Annotated in this window: 15 protein-coding genes; 14 read left to right on the plus strand and 1 reads right to left on the minus strand. The window is 50.3% G+C overall.

All coding sequences use genetic code 11. The features are described from left to right. Positions 1–2 precede the first annotated feature (2 nt). From C792_RS0105250 to C792_RS14640, 5 genes are all read left to right on the plus strand, one after another. Positions 3–980: an alpha-ketoacid dehydrogenase subunit beta gene (locus tag C792_RS0105250; RefSeq protein WP_017548401.1), complete on the plus strand. Its 978-nt coding sequence runs from the start codon at positions 3–5 to the stop codon at positions 978–980. Between the two features lie 24 nt (positions 981–1,004). After that, positions 1,005–2,309, plus strand: coding sequence for a dihydrolipoamide acetyltransferase family protein (locus tag C792_RS0105255; RefSeq protein ID WP_017548402.1), 1,305 nt, complete (start codon positions 1,005–1,007; stop codon positions 2,307–2,309). A gap of 6 nt (positions 2,310–2,315) precedes the next feature. Then, complete coding sequence (gene lpdA, locus C792_RS0105260; protein WP_017548403.1) at positions 2,316–3,722, plus strand: dihydrolipoyl dehydrogenase; 1,407 nt, start codon at positions 2,316–2,318, stop codon at positions 3,720–3,722. 66 nt (positions 3,723–3,788) lie between these two features. Continuing rightward, positions 3,789–4,064, plus strand: coding sequence for a UPF0223 family protein (locus C792_RS0105265; RefSeq protein WP_017548404.1), 276 nt, complete (start codon positions 3,789–3,791; stop codon positions 4,062–4,064). Between the two features lie 143 nt (positions 4,065–4,207). Continuing rightward, entirely contained in the window at positions 4,208–5,251 is a 1,044-nt protein-coding gene (locus tag C792_RS14640; RefSeq protein WP_017548405.1) for a DUF4064 domain-containing protein, read from the plus strand. Positions 5,252–5,299: 48 nt separating this feature from the next. On the opposite strand, the gene C792_RS14305 is transcribed toward C792_RS14640, so the two are convergent. Continuing rightward, the gene (locus C792_RS14305; RefSeq protein WP_017548406.1) at positions 5,300–5,938 is read right to left on the minus strand and encodes a TetR/AcrR family transcriptional regulator; all 639 of its coding nucleotides are present in this window, start codon (positions 5,936–5,938) and stop codon (positions 5,300–5,302) included. Positions 5,939–6,207: 269 nt separating this feature from the next. Between C792_RS14305 and C792_RS0105280 the strand changes: the two genes are divergently transcribed. From C792_RS0105280 to leuD, 9 genes are all read left to right on the plus strand, one after another. Further along, complete coding sequence (locus C792_RS0105280) at positions 6,208–7,188, plus strand: bile acid:sodium symporter family protein (RefSeq protein WP_017548407.1); 981 nt, start codon at positions 6,208–6,210, stop codon at positions 7,186–7,188. A 35-nt stretch (positions 7,189–7,223) separates the two neighbouring features. Beyond that, the gene (gene ilvD / locus C792_RS0105285) at positions 7,224–8,927 is read left to right on the plus strand and encodes a dihydroxy-acid dehydratase (protein ID WP_017548408.1); all 1,704 of its coding nucleotides are present in this window, start codon (positions 7,224–7,226) and stop codon (positions 8,925–8,927) included. A 605-nt stretch (positions 8,928–9,532) separates the two neighbouring features. After that, positions 9,533–11,272 (plus strand): biosynthetic-type acetolactate synthase large subunit, encoded by a 1,740-nt coding sequence (gene ilvB, locus C792_RS0105290; protein WP_017548409.1) that lies wholly within the window; start codon positions 9,533–9,535, stop codon positions 11,270–11,272. Next, positions 11,260–11,781 carry an acetolactate synthase small subunit gene (gene ilvN / locus C792_RS0105295; RefSeq protein WP_017548410.1) on the plus strand — a complete coding sequence of 174 codons (522 nt, stop codon included), beginning with the start codon at positions 11,260–11,262 and terminating at the stop codon, positions 11,779–11,781. The genes ilvB and ilvN overlap by 13 nt, the downstream gene beginning before the upstream one ends. Positions 11,782–11,851: 70 nt before the next feature. Then, positions 11,852–12,886 carry a ketol-acid reductoisomerase gene (ilvC, locus tag C792_RS0105300; protein ID WP_017548411.1) on the plus strand — a complete coding sequence of 345 codons (1,035 nt, stop codon included), beginning with the start codon at positions 11,852–11,854 and terminating at the stop codon, positions 12,884–12,886. Continuing rightward, positions 12,873–14,420: a 2-isopropylmalate synthase gene (locus C792_RS0105305; RefSeq protein WP_017548412.1), complete on the plus strand. Its 1,548-nt coding sequence runs from the start codon at positions 12,873–12,875 to the stop codon at positions 14,418–14,420. The genes ilvC and C792_RS0105305 overlap by 14 nt, the downstream gene beginning before the upstream one ends. 23 nt (positions 14,421–14,443) lie before the next feature. Next, a complete protein-coding gene (gene leuB, locus C792_RS0105310; protein WP_017548413.1) occupies positions 14,444–15,550 on the plus strand; it encodes a 3-isopropylmalate dehydrogenase in 1,107 nt (368 codons plus the stop codon). Positions 15,551–15,567: 17 nt separating this feature from the next. Continuing rightward, entirely contained in the window at positions 15,568–16,971 is a 1,404-nt protein-coding gene (gene leuC / locus C792_RS0105315) for a 3-isopropylmalate dehydratase large subunit (RefSeq protein ID WP_017548414.1), read from the plus strand. 11 nt (positions 16,972–16,982) lie between these two features. Beyond that, positions 16,983–17,606 carry a 3-isopropylmalate dehydratase small subunit gene (leuD, locus tag C792_RS0105320; protein ID WP_017548415.1) on the plus strand — a complete coding sequence of 208 codons (624 nt, stop codon included), beginning with the start codon at positions 16,983–16,985 and terminating at the stop codon, positions 17,604–17,606. Positions 17,607–17,657: the final 51 nt, after the last annotated feature.

Raw genomic sequence — 17,657 nt, forward strand, 5'->3', positions numbered from 1 at the left:
CAATGGCACAGATGACAATGATTCAGGCAATCACTGATGCGATGGCCACTGAATTGAAAAATGACGAGAACGTCCTCGTCTTCGGTGAAGACGTCGGTGTGAACGGTGGTGTGTTCCGTGCTACTGAAGGCCTTCAAAAAGAATTCGGGGAAGATCGCGTATTCGATACACCGCTTGCAGAAAGCGGACTGACTTCCCTGGGGCTCGGGGTTACGCTGGAGGGCTACCGTCCGGTTGTCGAAATCCAGTTCTTCGGCTTCCTTTTCGAGGCAATGGACGGCGTAGCCGGTCAGATTGCCCGTCACAGAGCACGTTCCGGGGCGTCCAAGGAAACGCCTGTAGTAATCCGTGCGCCATTCGGCGGCGGGGTTCACACACCTGAACTCCATGCTGACTCACTGGAAGGCCTCATGGCCCAGACGCCGGGCCTCAAAGTAGTCATCCCTTCCAATCCGGCGGATGCAAAAGGGCTGCTGATCGAAGCGATCCGCTCCAATGATCCGGTTGTATTCCTTGAGCACATGAAGCTCTACCGTTCGTTCCGTGAAGATGTACCGGATGAAGAGTACACAGTGGAAATCGGCAAGGCGAATGTCAAACAGGAAGGCGACGACATCACACTGATCGCGTACGGTGCAATGGTACAGGAAGCGATGAAAGCAGCTGAAGCCCTTGCAGAAGAGGACATCTCGGCTGAAGTCATCGACCTGAGGACCGTATCGCCGGTTGATTATGAAACGCTGGTCAAATCCGTTGAAAAGACGAACCGTGCGGTTGTCATCCAGGAAGCACAGCGCCAGGCGGGAGTTGCTGCGAACGTGGCATCAGAACTCTCAGAACGCGCCATACTGAGTCTGGAAGCACCGATCATGCGTGTCACAGCACCTGATACTGTCTATCCGTTCACACAGGCGGAAAGCATCTGGCTTCCGAACAAGGACGATATCATAGAGCGTGCTAAACAGGTAATGGATTTTTAATCACTACTAAAGGAGGAAGTTACTGTGGCATTTGAATTTAAACTGCCTGATATCGGTGAAGGTATCCACGAAGGTGAGATCGTAAAATGGTTCATCTCAGAAGGCGAAGAAATCAAAGAAGACGATGTGCTTGCAGAAGTACAGAACGACAAAGCTGTTGTTGAAATCCCGTCCCCGGTTGATGGTACAGTCAAGAAGCTTCATGTTGAAGAGGGTACTGTCACTACTGTCGGTGAAACGATTGTAACGATTGACGACGGTTCTGAAGGCAGCGGTGATGAAGGATCATCCGACGACAAGTCAGAAGAGAAACAGGAAGACTCTCAAAAAGAGGGGGCCGGTTCTGAAGAAGAGAAGAAAGAGGATACTTCAGAAGATAAGGAATCTGCCAAAAAAGAAACTTCCGGAGAGCGCGTCATAGCGATGCCTTCCGTACGCAAGTTTGCCCGCGACAATGACGTTGACATCAGCGAAGTGTCCGGCAGCGGCAAGAACGGCCGTGTGCTGAAAGAGGATGTTGAAGCGTTCAAGAATGGTGAACAGCCTTCTGGAACTGCAGAAGCAGAAGAAGCGGCACAGGAAGCACCAGCTTCCAAAGAGGCAAAACAGGCAGTGCCTGAAGGCCAGTATCCGGAAACACGCGAGAAGATGAGTGGCATGAGAAAAGCGATTGCCAAGGCAATGGTCAACTCCAAGCAGACGTCACCTCACGTAACACATCTGGATGAAGTGGAAGTGGAAGCGCTCTGGAACCACAGGAAGAGATTCAAGGATGTGGCAGCTGAACAGGGTGTCAAACTGACCTTCCTTCCGTATGTGGTGAAAGCGCTCGTATCCATGCTCAAGAAGTTCCCTGAGATGAATACTTCAATCGATAATGAAACATTTGAAGTAATCCAGAAACATTATTATAATGTTGGTATTGCTGCCGATACAGAAAAAGGTCTCGTTGTACCTGTAGTCAAAGATGCGGACAAGAAATCAATGTTCGAGATTTCTGATGAAATCAATCAGCTTGCCGGCAAAGCACGGGACGGCAAATTGAGCGGCGAGGAAATGAAAGGCGGATCCATGACGATTTCCAACCTTGGATCAGCAGGTGGACAATGGTTCACACCGGTTATCAACCAACCTGAAGTTGCAATTCTCGGCATAGGCCGTATTGAACAGAAACCAATGGTTGTAGATGGTGAAATCGTTGCTAAACCAGTTCTTGCACTTTCTATGAGCTACGACCACAGACAGATTGACGGTATGACAGCACAGAATGCATTGAACCATGTTAAGCGTCTGCTTAACAATCCGGAATTATTACTGATGGAGGGATAAGAGCATATGGTAGTTGGAGATTTTCCTATTGAAACTGATACTGTAGTAGTTGGCGCCGGTCCGGGCGGATATGTTGCAGCAATCCGTGCAGCACAGCTTGGCCAGAAAGTGACGATTGTCGAGAAAGGCGATCTTGGCGGTGTATGTCTGAACGTCGGATGTATTCCTTCCAAAGCAATGATCGCTTCCTCGCACCGCTTCCATCAGGCTCAGCACTCTGAGGACATGGGTGTTGTGACTGATGGCGTCAAACTGGACTTCTCAAAAGTGCAGTCGTTCAAAGACAGCGTAGTGAAGAAACTCGTTGGCGGGGTTGAAGGGCTGCTCAAAGGCAACAAAGTGGAAATCGTAAAAGGCGAAGCGTACTTCGTCGACTCTAACAAGATGAAAGTCATGGATGAAAAACAGTCCCAGACTTATGAATTCAAAAATGCAATTATCGCTACAGGTTCACGTCCGATTGAAATCCCAGGATTCAAATTCGGCAAGCGTGTGCTGGATTCCACAGGAGCGCTTGCTCTTGAGGAAAAACCTGAAAAGCTTGTCGTAATCGGCGGCGGCTACATCGGCTCAGAGCTTGGTACAGCCTATGCAAACTTCGGTACTGAAGTGACTATTCTCGAAGGTGCCAAAGACATCCTCGGCGGTTTCGAAAAACAGATGACCCAGGTTGTCAAAAAGAACCTCAAGAAAAAAGGCGTTACAGTCGAAACCGAAGCGATGGCACAATCTGCTGAGGAAACAGACAATGGCGTCAAAGTCACTTATGAAGTCAAAGGTGAAACGAAAGAACTCGAAGCTGACTATGTACTCGTCACTGTCGGACGCCGTCCTAACACGGACGAACTCGGTCTTGAAGAGCTTGGCATCAAGATGACTGACAAAGGTCTCGTGGAAGTGGACAAACAATCCAGGACTTCCATCGACAATATCTTTGCTATTGGTGATATCGTTCCAGGCCTCCCACTTGCACATAAGGCGAGCTATGAAGCCAAAGTTGCAGCAGAAGCGATTTCCGGTGAAAAATCCGAAGTGGACTACCTCGGGATTCCGGCTGTATGCTTCACTGAACCGGAACTTGCCACTGTCGGCCACAATGAAGCCAGTGCCAAAGAGGCAGGATTCGAAGTCAAAACAGGCAAATTCCCGTTCGCAGCCAACGGCCGCGCACTGGGCCTCAATGAAACAGACGGCTTCGTAAAACTTGTTTCCCGCAAAGAAGATGGACTTCTCATCGGTGCCCAGGTGGCAGGCACAGGAGCTTCAGATGTCATCGCCGAACTCGGCCTTGCTGTTGAGACGGGCATGACTGCGGAAGACATTTCCCTGACAATCCATGCGCATCCGACGCTCGGTGAAATTCCAATGGAGGCTGCAGATGTCCTCCTTGGCAAGCCGGTACACACTATGTAATCGTAAAATCATGAATCAGGCGTCCTTTCATAAGGGCGCCTTTTTTCATACTGGAGTGATGAATAGATGGCAGAAGAATACAGTTATCCGATCGATGCCGACTGGACGACCGAAGAAGTGATTGATGTCGTTGAGTTCTTTGAAGCAGTGGAAGCTGCTTTCGATAAAGGGGTAGACTCCCGTGTTCTTAAAGAGAGGTATGACAGATTTAAAAACGTGGTGCCCTCCAAGGCGGAAGAGAAGACGATATTCCGCGACTTTAAACAAAGCAGCGGCATGGAGGCATACCGGGCTGTGAAGCAGCTGAAGGATTTGGAGGAGGATGTGACGATAAAAGTCTGATCCGGCAGGCTGTGAAAAACACAGCCTGTTATTACATATCATACTCTTCATGGAATTTTACCAGATCGTATTAAGTATGTTTGATTAAAATATGACCTGTAGGGTATTATTCACTATGAAGGCATAAATATTTGGAGGATAATATGGCTAAAAAACACTACACACAAACTGTAGAACCTGTCAGCCGGATAGCTGAAAGAATTTTTGGCTGGCTGGCATGGATAGCACTGCTTGCGATTACAGGTCTAATTCTATTCTTTTCCCTTGTAATGGTGAATGACCCTGCAATCATCGAAACAGTCAGAATGCAGGTACAGGATGCAGTTGCGCAGCAGGGGTCGGGCGATCTCTCAGCTGACCAGATGACTGATGCAGTACTCAGCATGCTCAACAGTTCATGGATGGTTGCACTCTACCTTGCAGTGCCTCTGATCATCGGACTGTTTGGACTGCTTACTCTCAGACGGAGGATACTGTCCGGCTTCCTGCTGCTCATAGCAGGGGTGCTGACAGCACCGCTGGTATTTGCAGTCATTACGGGTCTCATCCCGTTGTTCTTCGTCATTGCAGCCATTCTGCTCTTTGTCCGCAAGGATCGCGTCATCACACACGATGATGGCTATCCTGCCGGAGAGGAAAGGAGACGGGAACGATTTGCGGAAGACCGCCGTACTCCAGAATCGGACAGGACGGCAGGCACTGGCTCACTGCGTGACCATGACCAGGATGACGTGAAAACCTATGAACGTGAACCGCAAAACCGCGACCGTTCATATGGGGAGGATGATCTGGAGTCGACCCGTCAGTACCGCGCGATCGATGATGAGACCGAGCGTGAATACAGGGACCGGCAAAAAGACGGTACAGCCGGACTGTCAGCATATGATGATGAACGTTCTGAGCGTGGTGATGACCGCTATGTGGATGAAGACAATATCGGCGGGGAACCGGACCGTTATGTCGATGGAAACATTGATTCCCAGGAAGCCACGGAACCAGTGACAGAGGAAGAATATACGAGACGTGGCGGCACGGGTCGCTTTAATGACGGAGTATCCGGGGATGATGGTGAAACTCCTGATGATACAGATGAAAAACGCCGCGGCTCCTTGAAGAACAGTGAATATGATTATGATGCTTCACGTGAAAGAAGGAATAACCTGGACCGTCGCAACAACGGTGAATAGCAGCAGATGAAAGCGGCACCCGGCCTGATTCAGGCCGGGTGCCGCTTTTTACTGCTGGGGCTTTAAATATTCGAGGTATATCCTGCTCACGGTTTCCAGCTGGTTTTCAGCTGACAGGCCACCGCTTAGATCGACGATTGGATGACTCATCGCAAGTTTTTGTGTATAGATGCTGAAATTATTGAGTATCGGCAGCATGATTTTTCTGCAGCACCTCTCAGAATGCAGTGAGCCGTCCTCTTTTCCCATATCGATCAGTTCCATGAAGTGGTCTGCAATCCGTCTGCGTGCGTTGAAGTAGGGGAGCATGTTGTCCATCGGATCCAATACATTGTCCGCGTAGACCAGGAAAGCACTATTGAATTTGGATTTCTTTGCTCCGGGGTGATTCTTTGAGTCTTTCATATATTTAAAGCAGTCTTCAAGCTTCTCGTATGCTGTACGGCCGGGCTGGTCCAATATATTTTTGAAAGCATCTGCTTCTGATTCCATTATTGAAGTCGCTACTGCTAAAATCAGCTGCTTCTTTTTAGGAAAGTACCGGAATAACGTGGCGATTCCAATACCTTCGGCATCGGCAATATCCTGCATATGCACTGCGTTGAAGCCCTTTTTTATGAAAAGTTCTTCGGCAGTACTGATTATGCCGGAACGACGACGCTCTTTATTAGCTTCGCGTAATCCCATTCTGCTGTCTCCTTTTAATAATCTATAATCATTATAATATAAAACCCGGAATTTATATATCAAAATCATATAGTTTTTTGTGACCGTTTGTAAGCGATGCCAAAGCAAGGGGAGTTATTGATCATCCCCCTCCAGCAGTCCTTGCGTATTTAAAAGATTCGAAAGATTTTAACTAAACATCTAGGATAATTTTGAATTATCTGCTAATATACTCTTTATAGTTTCAAGCGAAACTGAATGAACTTCTGTCCAATGAAGGAGGGCCTGTAATGAATGCTGTATCCAGATTCAGCCAGTTTGTGGGAAACACTTTCGCAGTCTGGGTGATTTTATTTGCAGTAGTATCGTTTTTATTCCCCGGAGGATTTACATGGATTGGTGCCTATATCAATCTGCTTCTCGGGATCATAATGTTCGGTATGGGGCTTACATTGAAGCCTGGGGATTTCAAAAGGGTGTTGAATGCCCCGAAAATCGTATTTATCGTGGTCATTGCCCAATATACGATCATGCCGATCATTGCACTTGGGCTCGTCATGCTGTTCCAGCTTCCGCCTGAAATCGCGGTGGGTGTAATCCTGGTCGGGTGCACACCGGGAGGGACGTCCTCCAATGTCATGACATATCTTGCGAAAGGGAATACGGCACTGTCCGTCACGGCCACGGCTGTATCCACTGTACTTGCCCCGGTGCTGACCCCGGCGCTCACACTGATCCTTGCCAGTGCATGGCTGCCTGTATCTTTCATGGATCTGTTCGTATCCATCGTCCAGATTGTCCTGGTTCCTGTCATTCTGGGGCTTGTCGTGAGGTACCTTGCAGGTGACCGCATTGAAAAAGGCATTGCAATATTGCCGCTCATATCAGTGATCGGCATCGTCGGTGTTGTCGCAGCAGTCGTTTCAGCCAACACTGATGCGATCGTCCAATCCGGGCTTCTCATATTCCTGGTTGTGATACTGCATAATATGGTCGGGTATACCGTCGGATTCCTGGCTGCCAGAGTATCGGGTCTGAAACTTGCGGATCAGAAAGCGACCTCGATAGAAGTCGGCATGCAGAACTCCGGCCTTGCCGCTGCTTTGTCAGCAGCACATTTCTCACCGCTGTCCGCAGTGCCGGCGGCACTGTTCAGTGTCTGGCATAATATTTCAGGTTCGCTGATTGCCACCTGGATGAGTAAAAAGACTGACGGCAGTGAAGAGGCTGGAGTGACACAGGAGCCGAAAGCGGACAGAGTACGCACATAAAAAGAGATGAAGGTAAATGAAAGGTGGTCCACAGTATGTCTACTGAGGGAAAAACAAAAAAAGATCTACGGATCAAAAGCCATGTCTATACTGAAAGCAACGTGAAAGCGCCGAACCGGGCGATGCTCCGGGCGGTTGGATTGACTGATGAAAGTTTTACAAAGCCGCAGATTGGCGTTGCGAGTACATGGGCGGAAGTGACGCCCTGCAACATACATCTGAACGACCTTGCACTTGAAGCCAAGAAAGGGGCACAGGAGGCAGGCGGTGTACCGCTTCAGTTCAACACGATCACAGTATCTGACGGAATCTCCATGGGTACGCAGGGCATGCGCTATTCACTGCCGTCCCGTGATCTGATCGCGGATTCCATCGAGACGGTCGTCGGTGCGGAGAACCTGGACGGACTTGTTGCCATCGGAGCGTGCGACAAGAACATACCCGGCTGTGCAATTGCGATTGCGAATGCTGAAGTGCCTGCCGTATTCGCCTACGGCGGCACCATTGCGCCGGGGAACCTGCGCGGTACTGACATCGATCTGGTTTCAGTTTTTGAAGGTGTCGGCAAGCACAATAACGGTGATATCGACGACAAAGAGCTGAATGCCATAGAGTGCAGTGCCTGTCCGGGAGCCGGTGCCTGCGGCGGCATGTATACTGCGAATACCATGGCTTCCGCGATGGAGGCGATGGGGATGAGCCTGCCCGGCAGTGCCTCCAACCCTGCTGAGTCCAAAGCGAAAGCCGAGGATCTAAAAGCAGCCGGTGAAGCGGTATACAATCTGCTTGAGAAGGAAATATATCCAAAAGATATCATGACAAAAGAAGCGTTTGAAAACGCAATTACTGTCGTCATGGCACTTGGCGGCTCAACGAATGCCATCCTCCATATCCTTGCGATTGCACATGCGGCTGAAGTGGACGTTACAATCGACGATTTCAACCGTCTGCAGGAGAGTGTGCCTCATCTGGCAGACCTGAAGCCGAGCGGCCGCTATGTAATGCAGGATCTGTATAAGGCGGGCGGTGTACAAGGCGTCATGAAAATGCTTCACAGGGAAGGTTACATCCACGGCGGCTGCATGACAGTTACAGGCAGGACGGTTGCCGAGAACCTGGCGGAAGTGGACGACCTTAAAGAGGGTCAGGATGTCATCATGCCGCTTGACAATCCGAAACGCGCAGACGGACCGCTGATCGTGCTGAAAGGGAACCTTTCACCGACAGGGGCAGTGGCGAAAGTTTCCGGTGTCAAAGTGAAACATCACCAGGGACCGGCGCGGGTTTTCGATAACGAAAAAGAGGCGACAGATGCGGTACTCAACAATGAAATCAAGGAAGGGGACGTACTTGTCATCCGCTATGTCGGACCAAAAGGCGGACCGGGGATGCCTGAGATGCTTTCCGTATCCAGTCTGCTCGTCGGCAAAGGCATGGGGGAGAAGGTGGCACTTCTGACAGACGGCCGGTTCTCCGGCGGGACACATGGACTTGTAGTGGGGCACATCTCACCTGAAGCGCAGGCCGGCGGTCCGATCGCCTTCCTCCGTGAAGGTGATCTCGTCACTGTGGATTCCGACAAAAAGGAAATATCATTCGATGTAACTGATGAGGAGATCGACAGGCGCAGAAAAGAATGGAAAGCACCTGAACTGTATAAAAAAGGTGTGCTGGGGAAATATGCACATAATGTGACGTGCTCTTCCCAGGGTGCTGTTACTGATTTCCTCACAAAATAAAGCATGATGGGAACCTCTCCGGAACTTTCGGGGAGGTTTTTCTATTGAAAGCAAAAATATTTAAGAAAAATTGTTTTTTTCTAAACCTTGATATGTAGCCAATGTAAGCGATAACAAAATCAGAAATATCAGACGATTTAAAATAATTTAATATTTAGGTGTTGATTTCTTATTCCAAACGTTATAAGATTACTTTCAATATCACATATCAGAAATGTCTGATAGCTTTTCGGATACACATACAGGAAAACGACGATGGGACATTATGATTACAAGTGACATTTACCAGAGACCCGGGAGCTGCTGGAACCCGGGAATGTCAGAATCATGATTCTCGACCCTGAGTGCCGGACTGAAAGATGAGTTCATCGAATAGGCCGAGCCGGGTGCAGGGCACCCGTTACCAAAAAGGACTGCCGTCGGCAGTCCAGGAGGCATCCACCGTAAGGTGAATGCAGATTTGGGTGGTACCGTGAAAAAGGACTCTTTTCTCCCCATGCTGATACTTATTTCAAATAGGTGTCTTCAGGGAGGAAAGAGTCTTTTATTATTACAAAGCTTTCACAGGAACCTTTCCAGTGTGAAATACAAGGAGGTAAGTGGTAATGAGAACTCAGACAAAGAGTGAAATGAAAATTGAAGCGCAGGAGCAGAAGCTAAGGACGGGCGCAGACCTGTTCATCGAGTCGCTGGTTGAACAGGGTGTCGATACAGTATTCGGTTATCCGGGTGGTGCTGTACTTCCAATATACGATGCGCTGCACCGTGCGGAAGCGCCGTTCCAGCATATACTGTGCAGACATGAACAGGGGCTCATCCATGCAGCAGAGGGATATGCAAGGGTTACAGGTAAGCCGGGCGTCGTCATTGCCACTTCCGGTCCGGGGGCGACCAACCTGGTCACAGGCATTACAGATGCGATGATGGATTCGCTGCCGGTGGTTGTCTTCACCGGTCAGGTATCCACGGCAGTCATCGGTTCTGATGCTTTCCAGGAAGCGGATGTCATCGGGGTGACGACACCGATCACGAAACATAACTATCAGGTTACGGACCTCAAGGAACTCCCGCGGATCATAAACGCTGCATTCCATATCGCGACGACGGGAAGACCCGGCCCGGTTGTTGTGGATATACCCAAAAACATTGCACAGGAAATTTCCGGAGAAACTTTCAGCGGTGATTTCCATCTGCCGGGGTATCAGCCGACATACAGGCCGAACCCGCTGCAGATCAGAAGGCTGGCTGATGCACTTGCATCGGCGAAGCGGCCGGTCCTGCTGGCAGGAGCCGGCGTGAATTTTTCCGGGGCAGACGGGGAGCTGCTCGAATTTGCAGAAAAGCACAGACTCCCGGTAACGACCACGCTGCTCGGAATCGGCAGCTTCCCGGGCGGCCACAGACAGGCGCTCGGCATGGCGGGTATGCATGGGTCGTACGCCGCCAATATGGCAATCTATGAGGCGGATCTGCTCATCAATATCGGAGCAAGATTCGACGATCGCCTGACCGGTGCACTGCAGCATTTTGCTCCGGAGGCGAAAGTTGCCCATGTCGATATCGACCCGGCCGAGATCGGCAAAAATGTCGAAACGGACATCCCGGTGGTCGGAGATGCCAAAGAGGCACTTCAGGGATTGCTTGAAACGCACATTGAAAAAGCGGACTGTACGGAGTGGTACAGTCGTGTAATGGATAATAAAGACAGCAGCCCATTCTGGTTCGAACGTTCGGATGAGCTGATTTCACCGCAGTGGCTGATCGAGGAGCTGCATCGCGAAACAGACGGTCAGGCCATCGTGACAACGGATGTCGGACAGCACCAGATGTGGGCGGCGCAGTTCTATCAGTTCAATGAACCCCATAAATGGGTGACTTCGGGCGGACTGGGGACGATGGGATTCGGCTTGCCGGCAGCCATCGGTGCACAGCTCGGCCGTCCCCGGGAGACGGTGGTCTCAATCGTAGGGGATGGTGGTTTCCAGATGACGATGCAGGAACTTGCGGTCATCAAACAGCACCGGCTGCCAATCAAAGTCATCATTGTCAATAATGAAGCACTCGGTATGGTAAGGCAGTGGCAGGAGAAGTTTTATGAAGAACGGTATTCCTCATCGCTGATGACTGAAAACCCGGACTTCGTCAAACTGGCCGAAGGGTTCGGCATCAGAGGAATAAGGGTTTCGAATGAAGCGGAGGTTCCTGCGGTGGTGAATGAAATCTTCTCTTATGACGGGCCGGTGCTGGTAGACGCCAGAGTGCAGAAATTGGATAAGGTATTCCCGATGGTTGCACCGGGCAAGGGCAACCACGAAATGCTGGGGGTGAGAAGATGCAGCGAATAATTACAGCCACAGTCCAGAACTCAAGCGGTGTCCTGAACAGGATTACAGGGATGCTGTCCAAAAGGGCGTTCAACATCGAGAGCATCACAGTCGGGACTTCCGAAACAGCAGGAATTTCAAAAATGACCTTTGTCGTGGATGTGCCGGACGAGAACAAGATTGAACAGCTGACAAAGCAGCTGAACAAACAGATTGATGTACTGAAGGTCAATGACATCACCGATTATTCGATCGTAGCCAGGGAACTTGCACTGATAAAGGTGGGGAGTACAAGCGCAACACGCTCTGAGATACAGGGCATAATCGAACCCTTCCGGGCAAGGGTGCTCGATATCTCCCGGGACAGCATGATCATCGAAGTGACCGGCAAACCGGATAAGATAGATGCCTTGGCGGACCTGCTCCGGCCATACGGCATCATCGAACTCAAGCGAACAGGTGTTACTGCTTTCCGTCGGGGGAAGCAACCCGCCAGACAGATCCAGGACTTCAGCACATTAAGCATCTGAGCGGGAAAGAACCGGAACATTCATATGGAAAATATTAAAAATACACTCAAAAATTGGAAGGAAGATTATAATGACACAAGTATTCTATGACAAAGACATCAACAAAACGGCACTCGAGGGCAAAAAAGTGGCTATTGTCGGCTACGGCTCACAGGGACATGCACATGCACAGAACCTTAGGGATAGCGGATATGAAGTCGTTGTAGGACTCCGTCCGGGAAAATCGCAGGAGAAGGCGCGGGAAGATGGTTTTGACACGAAAGCGGTGGCGGAGGCAGTGGCTGAAGCGGATGTCACCATGGTATTGCTGCCGGATGAGAATCAGCCGAAAGTATACGAGGACAGTATCAAAGACAACTTGAAATCAGGCAGTGCGCTAGCATTCGCCCACGGCTTCAACATCCATTTCAACCAGGTTGTGCCAAGAGAGGATATCGACGTGTTCCTTGTTGCACCGAAAGGTCCTGGACATCTTGTACGCAGAACGTATGAAGAGGAAGCAGGCGTTCCCGCACTGTACGGTGTGTTCCAGGACGTGACGGGCAATGCGACGGACGTGGCGATGGCCTATGCAGCCGGAATCGGGGCAGCGAGAGCGGGTGTACTTGAAACTTCCTTCCAGGAAGAGACGGAAACGGATCTCTTCGGGGAGCAGGCTGTACTCTGCGGCGGACTCACAAGTCTTGTCAAAGCCGGGTTTGAAACATTGACAGAAGCGGGATACCAGCCGGAGGTCGCTTATTTCGAATGTCTCCATGAGATGAAGCTCATCGTTGACCTTATGTATGAAGGCGGCATGGAAAACATGCGCTACTCCATCTCCGATACGGCACAGTGGGGGGATTTCGTATCCGGACCGCGTGTAGTCAATGACGAAACCAAAGCACGCATGAAAGAGGTGCTTTCGGAAATCCAGAGCGGTGAATTCGCCAAAGGCTGGATTCTTGAGAACAAGGCGGGACGTCCTCAGTATAATGCGATCAATAATAAGGAGTATCAGCATCCAATCACAAAAGTAGGTCAGGACCTGCGCGAATTGATGCCATTTGTCAAACAGCCGGTCAGTGGCAAAAAGAAAGAAGGGGATGTTCATGTCACGAATTAGGATCTTTGATACTACACTCCGGGACGGTGAACAGTCCCCGGGTGTCAATCTGAATAAGATGGAGAAGCTTGAAATTGCAAAGCAGCTGGAAAAGTTGGGCGTGGATGTCATGGAAGCCGGTTTTCCGGCCGCCTCGGAAGGTGATTTCCAGGCGGTGAGACTGATCGCCGATACTGTAACGGATGTATCGGTGACAGCACTCGCCCGTACGAGGAAAGAAGATATCGACCGTGCATGGGAAGCGTTGAAAAATACACCGAACCCGCGGATCCACATTTTCCTTGCGACATCTCCGATCCATATGGAATACAAGCTGAAGATGACACCCGAAGAGGTGATAAAGCAGTCTGTGGACATGGTCAGATATGCTCGTGAAAGATTCTCTGAGGTGGAATGGTCCGCAGAGGATGCCACCCGTTCTGACTGGGATTTCATGGCGAACATCATCGAGCAGGTCATTGATGTCGGTGCAACGGTGATTAATCTGCCGGATACTGTAGGGTATACTACACCGGATGAATACGGCAGGATGTTCAAGTATATGAAGGAAAATGTGCCCAACATCGCAAAGGCTGACCTGTCCTGCCATTGTCACAATGACCTTGGCCTGGCAGCGGCAAATACGATGGCGGCCATTGAAAATGGCGCCACGCAGGTCGAGGGTACCATCAACGGGATTGGCGAGCGTGCCGGCAACGTCGCGTTGGAAGAAGTAGCGGTGGCGCTTCATATACGCGCCGATCGTTACAACTATGAAACAGGCCTCAAGCTCGATGAAATCAAACGGACAAGCGATCTGATTGCCAAGCTTTCAGGCATGTATGTGCAGGCGAACAAGGCGATCATCGGACGCAATGCATATGCACATGAATCCGGCATCCACCAGGACGGAGTCCTGAAAAACGCAGAAACCTATGAAATAATCACGCCGGAACTCGTCGGCGTATCGTCGAATACACTGTTCATGGGCAAGCATTCCGGAAAGCATGCATTCAAGGATAAAGTCAAAGAGTTCGGTGTAGAAATGACGGATGAAGAAGTGAAGAGCACCTTCAGACGGTTCAAGGAGCTTACCGACCATAAACGTGAAGTGACGGATGACGATATTTATACTCTGATCATGGAAACGAAGACTGCACATTCAGCAGTGAACAAATACAGTCTGGAAAACTTCCAGGTGAACTACGGTACGGCAAACATCACTACGGCGACTGTTTCACTCAGCACACCAGCCGGTAGGACGGTGCAGACTGCGGCGACGGGCAACGGCAGCGTAGAAGCACTGTACAAGACGATACAGGAACTCATTGATGCAGAACTCAAGCTGCTCGACTACCAGCTCAACTCCGTAGGCGGCGGTAAGGACGCACTAGCAGAATCCCACGTACAGCTCCTGGTAAACGGAGAGAGGACCAACGGACGCGGCACTGCGCAGGATGTCATCGAAGCATCTGCAAATGCCTACATCAATGCAGTCAACAGATATCTCATAACAGCACAGGCATCTAAAGAAAAGGAAGCAGTCAACGGATAAAATTTTAGGATGGAGGGGTTCGGATGAAAAAGCAGATTATAATGTTGCCGGGTGACGGCGTCGGGAAAGAAATAATGGAAGGTGCCAGAGCAGTGCTCAATGCTGTGGCGGGTGAACACCATCACGAATTCATCTTCCATGAACATGCGATCGGCGGAAGTGCAATCGACCGCTATGGTACACCGCTTCCTGAAGAAACTGTAAAGGCATGCAGCAGTGCGGATTCTGTGCTGCTCGGTGCGGTCGGAGGTCCGAAATGGGATCATGTGGAAGCGTCGAAAAGACCTGAACGAGGCTTGCTCGGAATACGCAAGTCACTCGGACTCTTTGCGAATCTGCGTCCCGTGACAGGATTCAGTTCCCTCGTACATTCCTCTCCATTAAAAACTGAAATCGTTGACGGCTGTGACATCCTGATTGTACGCGAACTGACCGGCGGACTCTATTTCGGCAAACCAAGCGAAAGAAGGGAAGGCGGCCGGACGGTTATAGATACTCTCAAGTATACCCGTGAGGAAATGGAGCGAATTGTTGACAAAGGGTTTGAGTCGGCCAAAATGAGACGCGGGAAACTCACATCCGTGGACAAGGCAAATGTCCTTGAATCCAGCCGGATGTGGAGGGAAGTGGTCGATGAGAAAGCCCGTGACCATCCGGAGGTGGAAGTTGAACACCTGCTTGTTGATGCAGCTGCCATGAAGCTGATCATAAACCCGAGACAGTTCGATGTCATTGTGACAGAAAATCTCTTCGGTGACATACTGAGTGATGAGGCCTCGGTATTGACGGGATCGCTCGGTATGCTGCCATCGGCGAGCATCCGCACAGACGGTATCGGATTGTATGAACCTGTGCACGGGTCTGCCCCCGACATCGCCGGCCAGGATATCGCAAATCCGCTAGGCATGATACTTTCAGCGGCAATGATGCTCCGGCATTCATTTGGGATGGAAGACGAGGCGGATGAAATAGAACGTGCAGTCAGTGACACGCTTGAGGGCGGATACCATACAGCCGACCTGGATATAGAAGGCGGCCGCATAGTCGGCACCCGTGAGATGGTGGAAAAGGTGATCGAGAATCTTTCGACCAAAAGCATTTCGAATGCAATTTGCAGCTCATATATGTAAGGAAAAGGTGTATTGATATGGGAAAAACAATTATTGAAAAAATCTGGGAAAATCATATAGTGCATTCAGAGGCAGATAAGCCGGATCTGATTTATATCGATCAGCACCTTGTCCATGAAGTGACTTCACCGCAGGCTTTTGAAGGGCTGCGTCTGAATGATCGCAAAGTCCGCCGGCCTGATCTGACATATGCCACGATGGACCATAACGTTCCAACCCGGGACAGGGATGTCATCAAGGATGAAATATCGAAGAAACAGATGGAGACGCTCAGGAAAAATTGTGCGGACTTCGGTATCAGGCTTGCTGATATGTATCATCCCGACCAGGGCATCGTCCACGTCATCGGGCCGCAGCTCGGACTCACCCAGCCGGGCAAGACAATCGTTTGCGGTGACAGCCACACTTCCACGCACGGTGCCTTTGGTGCCCTGGCATTCGGCATCGGTACAAGTGAAGTGGAGCATGTACTCGCCACTCAGACCTTGATGCAGTCCGAACCGAAGACGATGAATGTCAGGGTGAATGGTAATCTTGAAGCGGGTGTGACTGCGAAAGACCTGATTCTGGCGATCATTGCAAAATTCGGAGTGAAATTCGGCACCGGCCACGTCATTGAATATACGGGGGAAGCAATCCGGAACCTGTCAATGGAAGGACGCATGACGGTCTGCAACATGTCCATCGAAGGCGGTGCCCGTGCGGGGCTGATCAGTCCCGATGCGACAACGGTGGAATTCCTGAGGGGACGGGAATATGTGCCCGAAGGGGAGGCATTTGACTCGCTGGCCGGGAAATGGCTGGAGCTGGCAACGGATGAAGATGCAGAGTACGATGTCACTCTTGAAATCGATGCTGCCGAAGTCGAACCCCAGGTATCATGGGGGACGAATCCAGGCATGGTCGTGCCTATCAGTGCGGCGACGCCTAAAATTTCCAATGTTGAGAACAAGGATGAAGTCAGAAGAGCTCTTGAATATATGGGGCTCGGGGAGGATCAGCCGATTACTTCCATTGAAATCGATCATGTGTTCATCGGCTCCTGTACGAACTCCAGACTTCCGGATCTTCAGAATGCAGCGGATATCGTGAAGGGCCACCGTGTCAAAGAGGGGGTCCGGGCGATTGTTGTTCCGGGGTCGTTCAGCGTCAAGATGCAGGCGGAAGAACTGGGCTTGGACAGAATATTCAAGGATGCCGGATTCGAATGGAGGGAATCAGGGTGCAGCATGTGCCTTGCGATGAACGATGATATCGTTCCTTCGGGCGGGCGCTGTGCATCCACTTCAAACCGCAACTTTGAAGGCAGACAGGGATCGGGTGCACGCACGCACCTTGTCAGCCCGGAAATGGCTGCTGTTGCTGCCATTGAAGGAACTTTCACGGATGTAAGAAAATTCACAGCCGGTGTGCCAAGTTAGGAGAAGATAATATGGAAGCAATCAGTGAACATAGAGGAAAGGTGTTCCCTCTTGAAAGAAGCAATGTGGATACGGACCAGATTATTCCGAAACAGTTTCTGAAACGGGTTGAAAGGACCGGATTCGGACAGTTTGTATTTCACAACTGGCGTTTCGATGAGGACGGAAACAGACGCGATGGTTTTGAACTGGATGAAGCGAAGTTCGAAGGTGCATCCGTTCTCCTCGCGGGCGAAAACTTCGGCTGCGGGTCTTCCCGTGAGCACGCCCCGTGGGCGCTCCTGGATTATGGATTCAGAGTGATCATTGCACCAAGCTATGCGGATATCTTCTACAATAATGCATTCAAGAACGGCATCATCCTCATCAAGGCGGATGAGGATAAGGTCTGGGATTGGATGCAGAAATCGGAGGATGGCACATACAACATCCATGTAGACCTGAAACAGCAGAAAATTACAGATGATGATGGAATTGCCGTACCTTTTGATATCCCGGGTTACCATAAGGAGAAACTTCTGAACGGCTGGGATGACATCGCATTGACCTTACTGCTCGACGAGAAAATCAAAGAATACGAGGGCAAGCAGCCCAAAGCTGTGACACCCCTCGCCAACGATGGGATTTTTAAATGATATAAATTTAAATCCAAAATAACTGATCAAGGAGAGTGACTTACATGGGGA

The sequence above is a fragment of the Salinicoccus carnicancri Crm genome (genome assembly GCF_000330705.1).
GTDB classification, from domain to species: Bacteria; Bacillota; Bacilli; order Staphylococcales; family Salinicoccaceae; genus Salinicoccus; species Salinicoccus carnicancri.

Coding starts and splice junctions, on each gene's coding strand:
- C792_RS0105250 (WP_017548401.1), top strand. CDS start 3: ATGGCACAGATGACAATGATTCAGGCAATCACTGATGCGATGGCCACT.
- lpdA (WP_017548403.1), top strand. CDS start 2,316: ATGGTAGTTGGAGATTTTCCTATTGAAACTGATACTGTAGTAGTTGGC.
- C792_RS0105265 (WP_017548404.1), top strand. CDS start 3,789: ATGGCAGAAGAATACAGTTATCCGATCGATGCCGACTGGACGACCGAA.
- C792_RS14640 (WP_017548405.1), top strand. CDS start 4,208: ATGGCTAAAAAACACTACACACAAACTGTAGAACCTGTCAGCCGGATA.
- C792_RS14305 (WP_017548406.1), bottom strand. CDS start 5,938: ATGGGATTACGCGAAGCTAATAAAGAGCGTCGTCGTTCCGGCATAATC.
- C792_RS0105280 (WP_017548407.1), top strand. CDS start 6,208: ATGAATGCTGTATCCAGATTCAGCCAGTTTGTGGGAAACACTTTCGCA.
- ilvD (WP_017548408.1), top strand. CDS start 7,224: ATGTCTACTGAGGGAAAAACAAAAAAAGATCTACGGATCAAAAGCCAT.
- ilvB (WP_017548409.1), top strand. CDS start 9,533: ATGAGAACTCAGACAAAGAGTGAAATGAAAATTGAAGCGCAGGAGCAG.
- ilvN (WP_017548410.1), top strand. CDS start 11,260: ATGCAGCGAATAATTACAGCCACAGTCCAGAACTCAAGCGGTGTCCTG.
- ilvC (WP_017548411.1), top strand. CDS start 11,852: ATGACACAAGTATTCTATGACAAAGACATCAACAAAACGGCACTCGAG.
- C792_RS0105305 (WP_017548412.1), top strand. CDS start 12,873: ATGTCACGAATTAGGATCTTTGATACTACACTCCGGGACGGTGAACAG.
- leuB (WP_017548413.1), top strand. CDS start 14,444: ATGAAAAAGCAGATTATAATGTTGCCGGGTGACGGCGTCGGGAAAGAA.
- leuC (WP_017548414.1), top strand. CDS start 15,568: ATGGGAAAAACAATTATTGAAAAAATCTGGGAAAATCATATAGTGCAT.
- leuD (WP_017548415.1), top strand. CDS start 16,983: ATGGAAGCAATCAGTGAACATAGAGGAAAGGTGTTCCCTCTTGAAAGA.